7 protein-coding genes are annotated in these 8754 nt (G+C 71.6%); 3 read left to right on the forward strand and 4 right to left on the reverse strand.

Annotated features, from left to right (window positions below):
* The 4 genes from E1298_RS49845 to hflX all read right to left on the reverse strand — a co-directional run.
* A partial coding sequence (locus E1298_RS49845) for a hypothetical protein (RefSeq protein WP_207945117.1) occupies nucleotides 1-182 on the reverse strand: 182 nt, incomplete at its 3' end.
* A 118-nt stretch (nucleotides 183-300) separates the two neighbouring features.
* Nucleotides 301-1143 (reverse strand): DegV family protein, encoded by an 843-nt coding sequence (locus E1298_RS40020; protein WP_131902603.1) that lies wholly within the window; start codon nucleotides 1141-1143, stop codon nucleotides 301-303.
* Between the two features lie 60 nt (nucleotides 1144-1203).
* On the reverse strand, nucleotides 1204-2418 hold the full coding sequence (gene hutI / locus E1298_RS40025) for an imidazolonepropionase (protein ID WP_131902604.1): 1215 nt from the start codon (nucleotides 2416-2418) through the stop codon (nucleotides 1204-1206).
* 626 nt (nucleotides 2419-3044) lie between these two features.
* Complete coding sequence (gene hflX / locus E1298_RS40030) at nucleotides 3045-4469, reverse strand: GTPase HflX (protein ID WP_131902605.1); 1425 nt, start codon at nucleotides 4467-4469, stop codon at nucleotides 3045-3047.
* A 231-nt stretch (nucleotides 4470-4700) separates the two neighbouring features.
* On the opposite strand from hflX, the gene aceB reads away from it, so the two are divergent.
* From aceB to E1298_RS40045, 3 genes are all read left to right on the forward strand, one after another.
* Nucleotides 4701-6308 (forward strand): malate synthase A, encoded by a 1608-nt coding sequence (aceB, locus tag E1298_RS40035; protein ID WP_131902606.1) that lies wholly within the window; start codon nucleotides 4701-4703, stop codon nucleotides 6306-6308.
* 72 nt (nucleotides 6309-6380) lie between these two features.
* Nucleotides 6381-7829: an FAD-linked oxidase C-terminal domain-containing protein gene (locus E1298_RS40040; RefSeq protein ID WP_131902607.1), complete on the forward strand. Its 1449-nt coding sequence runs from the start codon at nucleotides 6381-6383 to the stop codon at nucleotides 7827-7829.
* The coding region (locus E1298_RS40045; RefSeq protein WP_131902608.1) for an FAD-binding oxidoreductase at nucleotides 7829-8754 on the forward strand (926 nt) is incomplete at its 3' end. The genes E1298_RS40040 and E1298_RS40045, both read left to right, overlap by 1 nt.

Here is an 8754-nt window from a genome sequence, read left to right on the forward strand (position 1 = left end):
GGACGGGGGCGGGCCATCCAGAGGTAGCCGCCCGCGGCGAGGGACGCGACCACGGCGATCATGAGGAAGATGCGAAGGGTGGATCTGTCGGGTTGTGCGGGTAAACGCCGGACGGGTTGTCCGTTCGTCGGCGACTTCAGGCGATCTGTCAGGGTCTGGAGGCGGTCTTGACTCGTGCTCATGCCGTCCGACGCTAGGCGGGTCCACCATCGGGCGGCAGGGGGTCGCGAAATTGTGGATAACTCGGGGGCAGCGGGGCTCTTGTTTCCGCGCTCGTGGCCTTGAGCTGCGACGGTGTGGCTACTGGGGGGCTATGACCACGCCCAGCATGCCGGGGCCTACGTGGGCGCCGATGACGGGGCCCACTTCGCCTACGTAGACGTCCTCGACGTGCGGGATGCGTTCGCGGAGGCGGGTCGCCAGGGTTTCGGCGCGGGTGGCGGCGGCCAGGTGTTGGACGCCTAGGTCGACGCGGTGGTCGGCCGCCTTCGCGACGGCGATCTCTTCCAGGCGGGCCAGTGCGCGTGAGGAGGTGCGGACCTTCTCCAAGGGGGCGATCTTGCCGTCGGCTATGCCGAGCAGTGGTTTGACCATGAGGGCGGAGCCGAGCAGGGTCGCGGCCGCGCCGATCCGGCCGCCGCGGCGGAGGTGTTCGAGCGTGTCGACGTAGAAGAGCGAGCGGGAGAGCCGGGCTCGGCGCGTGGCCGCGGCGGCGGCCTGTTCCGCGTCGGCGCCGGTGAGCGCGGCGGCGGCGGCCGAGAGGGCGGCGAAGCCGAGGCCCATGCCGATGGTTCCGCTGTCGACGACGCGGACGGGGACCGGGGCGTCCTCGGCGGCGAGCCGGGCCGCCTCGATCGTGCCGGACATGGCGGACGAGAGGTGGACGGAGACGATCGCGCGGGCGCCCGTTCCGGCGGCGGCCTTGTAGGCGGACGCGAACCGCTCGGGGGCCGGGCGAGACGTGGTGACGGGGTGCCAGTCCCGGAGTGCCTGGGCGGCTTCGGCGCTGGTGATGTCGCCCTCGTCCCGCAGGGCGCCGCCTACGGCGATCTGCAGGGGGACGACGGTCAGGCCGTGGCGTTCGGCGAGGCCCGGCGGGAGGTAGGCGGTTGAGTCCGTGACGATCGCGACCGCGCTGCCCATGGAGGGGACCCTACTCCCCCGGGTCCGTCATGGAGCGTTCTCAAGGGATCGGCGGGTGGGTCAGGGCTGGACGGGGACGCCGCCGCGCCAGACGCGGAGTGCGCGCAGGCCGAAGGCCCACGCGAACGCGCCCTCGTGGTCGGCGTCCCAGAGGACGATGTCGGCGAGCATGCCGGGCGCGAGGGAGCCGCGGTCGCCGACGCGCAGGGCGGCGGCTCCGCCGAGGGTGGCGGCGCGGAGGGCCTCGGTGACGCTGAGGCCGAACATGGCGACGGACAGGCCGATGACCAGCGGCATGGACGTGATGCCGCACTGGCCCGGGTTGTGGTCGGTGCCGAGGGCGACGGTGACGCCGCGGTCGAGCATCTGCCGGACGGGCGCCGGGGCGCGGGTGCTGTTGAGGGAACTGCCGGGGCAGACGGTGGCGGTGACGCCGGCGTGCGCGAGGGCCTTGATGTCGTCGTCGTTGGCCTGGGTGAGCAGGTCGGCGGACGCGCAGCCGACCTCGGCGGCGACCTGCGCGGCGCCGACGCGCTCGTTGGCGCAGGCGTGCATGCGGGCCTTGAGGCCGGCGCGCTTGCCGGTGAGCAGGAGGGCGCGGGCCTCTTCGGCGGTGAAGTGGCCCTCGTCGCAGTAGACGTCGATGCTGTCGGCACCGGCGACGGCCGCGTCGCCGGCCCAGAGGCGGACGGCCTCGATGTAGTCGCGGCGGCGGCCGAAGAACTCCGGCGGGAGGATGTGGGCGGCGAGGAACGTCGCGTGGATCCGGGGCATGGAGGGCTCGCCTTCGAGCGAGCGCAGCATGCGGATGTCGGCGAGTTCGCCGTCGCGGGTGAGGTGGTAGCCGGTCTTGGCCTCGACCGTGGTCGTCCCGGCGAGGATCCACTGGCGGAGGCGTTCGCGGACGCCGTTGCACAGGGTCCAGGGGTCGGTTCCGCGGGTGACCGTCACGGTGGAGTTGACGCCGCCGCCCGCGGCCGCGATGGCCGAGTGGGACGAGCCGCTGGTGCGCATCGCGAGTTCGGCCCAGCGGTTGCCCGCGTAGACCGGGTGGGAGTGCGCGTCGATGAGCCCGGGTGTGACCAGGCCGCCGCCGAGGTTCTCCACGTGGTCGACGTCGACGATGTCGTCGATGATGCCGGGGACGCTCTGGGGCAGGTCGGACGCGGGCCCGGCCCAGACGATCCGGTCGTCGTGGATGAGTACGGCGGCGTTGCTGCAGACGTCGGTGCCCGTCCAGAGCCTGCCGATGTTCGTCAACAGCCGTACCGTCATAGGGTCACCGACCTGGATGGAGCAACGCGCCGCGGGGCGCGGTAACGGACGCTGTGGAGAGAGGGAGCGGGCCACCCGCTCTTGTTCCGGCGCTCGGACCTGCCATGGAGTGGGCCACCTGCTCTCGATCCGAGACGCCGACTGGGTGCCGGCGAATCACCGTTGGAGGGCCGGGTGGTCGGGCGACCACCACGGGCAACGAGACCGGAGATATCGGTTTCGTCACGGTAGTGCACTGGAGGCCCGTCCGACAACCTCTGGTCGTCGAACGGCCTTGGACGGCAACAAGTTCCGGCCGGACGGGCGGTACCTGGCCCGGCGTGCGCCACGGCGGTGGCGGCCGACCCGCCGAACAAAGCTCGCAAATCACGTACCCAACCGCAGAACACCTGGTCGCAGCGCATCGACAGCCATCACCCCGCCCTTAGCTATACGACCGTACGGAATTCAACGGGGCCGTCAAGCGAAATGCAGAAGCTGTCACCTTTCAGCGACCAGGATCAGCCGAAGGGCCATATCCGGACCGTCCCGAACACCGATTCCGGACGGAAACCGGCCCGGACGACGTTCACGCGGGCCCCTGGAGGAGCCCGCGTGAACGTGTCCGAGGTCGAGGGATCCCGCCGTCAGACGGTGGGCGCCACCACCTCGTAACGGGACAGTTCGCCCGCCAGATCGCCCGGAACCCTGGCGTGAAGGAGGGTGCCCTCGGCGACGTGCTCCAGCTTGAGCACCTCGCCGTGGTCGTGCACCCGCGCGATCAGATCGCCCCGCTCGTAGGGCACCAGGGCGTGGAGCTCGCTCTCCAGCCCCGGCAGTTCGGCCTCGATCGCCGCGCGCAGCTCGTCGATGCCCTGCCCGGTGCGGGCGGACACGACGACGCTGTGCGGCTCGCGGCGCTGGAGCCGGACGATCGCGAGGTCGTCGGCGGCGTCGGCCTTGTTGATGACGACGATCTCGTTGATCGTGTCGGCGCCGATCTCGCGCAGCACCTCGCGGACGGCGTCGAGCTGCGCCTCGGGTTCGGGGTCGGAGCCGTCCACGACGTGCAGGACGAGCCCGGCGCCCGTGACCTCCTCCAGCGTCGAGCGGAACGCCTCGACGAGCTGGTGCGGGAGGTGCCGGACGAACCCGACCGTGTCGGCCAGGGTGTAGTGGCGGCCGCCCGGCGTCTCGGCGCGCCTGACGGTGGGGTCGAGGGTGGCGAACAGCGCGTTCTCCACCAGCACCCCGGCGCCGGTCAGCCGGTTGAGCAGGGACGACTTGCCGGCGTTGGTGTAGCCGGCGATCGCGACGGCGGGCACCTCGCCGCGGCGGCGCTCGCCGCGTCCGGTGTCGCGCGCCTTGGACATCTCGCCGATCTGGCGGCGCAGCTTGGCCATCCGGGTGCGGATGCGCCGCCGGTCCAGCTCGATCTTGGTCTCGCCGGGGCCGCGGCCGCCGATGCCGACGCCGCCGGCGGCGCGGCCGCCGACCTGCCGGGACAGGTTGCCGCCCCAGCCGCGCAGGCGCGGCAGCAGGTAGCTGAGCTGCGCGAGCTCGACCTGCGCCTTGCCCTCGCGGCTCTTGGCGTGCTGGGCGAAGATGTCCAGGATCAGCGCGGTCCGGTCGATCACCTTGACCTGGACGGTCTCCTCCAGGTGCCGCAGCTGGCCCGGGGCCAGCTCGCCGTCGCAGATGACGGTGTCGGCGCCGGTGGCGATGACGATGTCGCGCAGCTCCGCGGCCTTGCCGGAGCCGATGTAGGTGGCCGGGTCGGGACGGGACCGGCGCTGGACGAGGCCCTCCAGGACCTCGGAGCCGGCGGTCTCGGCGAGGAGGGCCAGCTCGCGCAGCGAGTTCTCGGCCATCGCGGCCGTGCCCTCGGTCCATACGCCGACGAGGACGACCCGCTCCAGCCGCAGGGCGCGGTACTCGACCTCGGTGACGTCGGTCAGCTCGGTGGACAGACCGGCGACGCGCCGTAGCGCCCGCCGGTCCTCAAGGTCGAGTTCTCCCGTCATGGGTTCGAACTCGTCCGGGGCCTGGTCTGCAGAGAAAGGAAGAGTCATATGTCCTCTGTTGAACGCCGCGGCGCGGCCGTATCTTCCCCGCGATGGTCTCACGCCCCGTTGGCACAGGTCACGCGATTATCACCAGGGGTCGGCGCGGGGGCGCGCGGGGAGGCTGCGAGGAGGAACGAGGAGCCGGCGGGGCCCACCCCGCTTTGACCTGCCTCAGCACCGCCAAGTAGCGTTCTCCATGAGGCAGAAGTGGAATTTCACTAGACGAAAGGCGAGCCGATGGCTGGACTTGACGGCATCGAGGTGACCGGACCTCTCGGCGAGCGGTACGAGGAGATCCTGACGCCCGAGGCGCTCGGCCTGCTCGCCGCTCTGCAGCGCGAGTTCGGCGCGCGGCGCAAGGAGCTGCTCGCGGCGCGGGGCGAGCGTCAGCGCAGGCTCTCCGGCGGCGGGACGCTGGACTTCCTGCCCGAGACCGCAGGCGTCCGCAATGACGACACCTGGCGTGTCGCCGCGCCCGCGCCCGGCCTGGAGGACCGCCGGGTCGAGATCACCGGCCCGACGGACCGGAAGATGACCATCAACGCGCTCAACTCGGGCGCGAAGGTGTGGCTGGCCGACTTCGAGGACGCCAACACCCCCCTGTGGAACAACATGATCGAGGGGCAGCTCAACCTCCGGGACGCCCTCGACCGGACGATCGACTTCACCGACGCCGGGACCGGCAAGTCCTACGCGCTCAAGGACGACTCCGAGCTCGCCACCATCGTCGTCCGGCCGCGCGGCTGGCACATGGAGGAGAAGCACCTGCTCGTCGACGGCGAGCCCGTGTCCGGGTCGCTGTTCGACTTCGGGCTCTACTTCTTCCACAGCGCGCGCAGGCAGCTGGACAAGGGCAAGGGCCCGTACTTCTACCTGCCCAAGATGGAGGGACACCTGGAGGCGCGGCTCTGGAACGACGCGTTCAACCTCGCGCAGGACGCCCTGGAGATCCCGCGCGGGACGATCCGCGCGACGGTGCTGATCGAGACGATCCCGGCCGCGTTCGAGATGGAGGAGATCCTCTACGAGCTGCGCGACCACTCCGCGGGCCTGAACGCGGGCCGCTGGGACTACCTCTTCTCGGTGATCAAGAAGTTCCGGGACCGCGGCGCCGGGTTCGTCCTGCCGGAGCGGAACGCGATCACGATGACGGCGCCGTTCATGCGGGCCTACACCGAGCTGCTCGTCCGCACCTGCCACAAGCGCGGCGCGCACGCGATCGGCGGCATGGCCGCGTTCATCCCGTCCCGCCGTGACGAGGCCGTCAACAAGGTCGCGCTGGAGAAGGTGCGGGCCGACAAGGCCCGCGAGTCCGGCGACGGCTTCGACGGCTCCTGGGTCGCCCACCCCGACTTGGTGCCGATCTGCCGCGAGGTGTTCGACGGCGTGCTCGGCGACAGGCCGAACCAGCGCGACCGGCTGCGTGAGGACGTGAAGGTCGCCGCGTCCGACCTGCTGAACGTGGCGGCGACCCCCGGCGACATCACCGAGGCGGGCCTGCGCAACAACATCGACGTGGCGCTGCGCTACCTCGCCACCTGGCTGGACGGCGCCGGAGCGGTCGCGATCCACAACCTGATGGAGGACGCCGCGACCGCGGAGATCTCCCGTTCGCAGGTGTGGCAGTGGATCTACAACGGGATCGAGCTCAAGGACGGCCCGAAGGTCACCAAGGAGCTGGTGGAGCGGATCCTGGAGGAGGAGCTGGCCGGCATCCGCACCCAGCTGGGCGAGGCGTACAACGCGCCGCGCTACGACCAGGCCGTGGCCCTGTTCAAGGAGGTCACGCTGGCGGACGAGTACTCGGAGTTCCTCACGACCCCGGCGTACGAGCGCATGCCCTGACGCGTACGGGGCCGGTGAAATCAGTGCGGGCGATCTTGCGGCCGTTCCGGGCCCGGGAGGATGGTGGAGGCGATGGAATCGGAACTCCGGGCGCTCGCCCTGCGCCTCGAAGCGATGCTCGGCGCCGAACGTGTCATCACCGATCCCGTGCGGTTGCGCACCTATGAGTGCGACGGTCTCACCAACCACCGCGCGATGCCTGCGATCGTGGTCCTGCCCGACACGGCCGAGCAGATCGCCGCGATCGTGCGCGCGTGTGTGTCCGCCGGGGTCCCGTACGTGGCGCGTGGTTCCGGGACGGGCCTGTCCGGTGGCGCGCTTCCCCGCACCGACGGCGTCCTCATCGTCACCTCCAGGATGCGCCGGATCCTGGAGATCGACGTTCCCAACCAGCGGGCCGTGGTCGAGCCCGGCGTGATCAACCTGGACGTGTCGCGGGCGGCCCGCCCGCACGGCTACTACTTCGCGCCCGACCCGTCCAGCCAGCAGATCTGCTCGGTCGGCGGGAACGTCGCCGAGAACTCCGGCGGCGCGCACTGCCTGAAGTACGGCTTCACCGCGCACCACGTGCTCGCCTGCGAGGTCGTCACGCCGGACGGCGAGCTGGTGGAGCTGTCGGCCGGCGACCCCGGCTACGACCTGCTCGGGGTGTTCGTCGGGGCGGAGGGCACGCTCGGCATCACCACGAAGATCACGGTGCGGCTGACGCGGGTGCCCGAGACCGTCCAGACGCTGCTCGCGGCGTTCGGCTCCATCGAGGCGGGCGGCGGCGCCGTGTCGGCGATCATCGCGGCGGGGGTCGTCCCGGCGGCGATCGAGATGATGGACGCGCTGTCGATCGAGGCGGCCGAGGCCGCGGTGCGCTGCGAGTACCCGCCCGGCGCCGGCGCGGTGCTGATCGTGGAGCTGGACGGCCCGCGGGCCGAGGTCGCGGCGCAGTTCGCCGAGGTGGAGCGGCTGTGCCGGGAGGCCGGCGCGTTCGAGATCCGGATCGCCGCGGACGACGCCGAGCGGGCCCTGATCTGGACGGGCCGCAAGTCGGCGTTCGCCGCGGTCGGCCGGATCAGCCCCGCCTACCTCGTCCAGGACGGCGTGATCCCCCGGACGGCCCTGCCCCAGGTCCTGGCCCGCATCGACGCGCTGTCGGCCGAGTCCGGCGTGCGGGTCGCGAACGTCTTCCACGCGGGCGACGGGAACCTGCACCCGCTGGTGCTGTTCGACGACGCCGAGCCCGGCGCTGCGGAACGCGCCGAGGAGGTGTCGGGCGCGATCCTCGACCTGTGCATCGAGCATGGCGGGTCCATTACGGGCGAGCACGGTGTCGGCGTTGACAAGTCCCGTTACATGCCCCGGATGTTCAGCGACGCCGATCTGGACACGATGCAGATGGTCCGGTGCGGCTTCGATCCGGCCGGGCTGTGCAATCCGGGGAAGATCTTCCCGACGCCTCGCCTGTGCGGTGAGGTCCCCGGCGTGCGCAAGGGCCCGCACCCGTACGAGGGAAAGGCGGACATCTTCTGATGCAGCCCCAGGACGCCCCTGCGAAGGCCCTGGACGCCTTGGCCAAGGTGTGCGGCGACGTCCGTCCCGGTGAACCCGCCGAGGGAGTGCTCGGAATCCAGCCCGCGCTGGTCGCCGCACCGGGGAACGTTGCTGAGGCGGCCGAGGTCATGCGGGTCGCCGCCGAGATGGGTCTCGCCGTCGTCCCGCGTGGTGGCGAGACCCGCCTGGACTGGGGAGCGCCTCCGCGGCGCTGCGATCTGCTGGTCGACACCCACCGGATGGACGGGCTGGTCGAGCACGCCTCCGGCGACCTGGTGGCGAAGGCCCAGGCCGGGCTTCCGATGGACCGGCTCGGTGAGATGCTCGCCGAACGGGATCAGCGGCTCGCCCTCGACGTCCCGCTGCCCGGTTCCACGGTCGGCGGCACGATCGCCGCGGGTGCGGCCGGGCCGCTCCGGTCGCTGTACGGGACGCCCCGGGATCTGGTCATCGGGCTGACGATCGTCCGGGCGGACGGCCAGATCGCGCGTTCGGGTGGGAAGGTCGTCAAGAACGTCGCCGGGTACGACCTGGGGCGGCTCTTCTGCGGCTCCTACGGCACCCTTGGGCTCATCGTGGAGGCCACCTTTCGCCTGCACCCGGTACCGGCCGCCCGAGCGTGGGTGACGTGCGGCGTCAACGGTGCCGGGGAGGTGTACGAGGCGGTCCAGTCCGTCCTACACTCGCCGGTTGCGCCGAGCGCGATCGAGTACATCGGCCCCGGGACCGTTTCCGTCCTGGTGGAGGGCGTCCCGGACGGTGTCGCCGCGCGCGCTCGGCAGCTGACCGGTCTCCTCGGCGGCACGGCCGAGATCACGGAGACCGCACCGGACGGCTGGGGCTCCTATCCGGACGGCACCACGCTCATCGACGTGTCCGCCCCGCCCACCGCACTCCCCCACCT

Source organism: Actinomadura rubrisoli (genome assembly GCF_004349215.1).
GTDB classification, from domain to species: Bacteria; Actinomycetota; Actinomycetes; order Streptosporangiales; family Streptosporangiaceae; genus Spirillospora; species Spirillospora rubrisoli.

Excerpts from the sequence above, each read along its gene's own strand:
- E1298_RS40020 (WP_131902603.1), bottom strand. The coding sequence starts at position 1,143 with ATGGGCAGCGCGGTCGCGATCGTCACGGACTCAACCGCCTACCTCCCG.
- E1298_RS40040 (WP_131902607.1), top strand. The coding sequence starts at position 6,381 with ATGGAATCGGAACTCCGGGCGCTCGCCCTGCGCCTCGAAGCGATGCTC.
- aceB (WP_131902606.1), top strand. The coding sequence starts at position 4,701 with ATGGCTGGACTTGACGGCATCGAGGTGACCGGACCTCTCGGCGAGCGG.
- hutI (WP_131902604.1), bottom strand. The coding sequence starts at position 2,418 with ATGACGGTACGGCTGTTGACGAACATCGGCAGGCTCTGGACGGGCACC.
- hflX (WP_131902605.1), bottom strand. The coding sequence starts at position 4,469 with ATGACTCTTCCTTTCTCTGCAGACCAGGCCCCGGACGAGTTCGAACCC.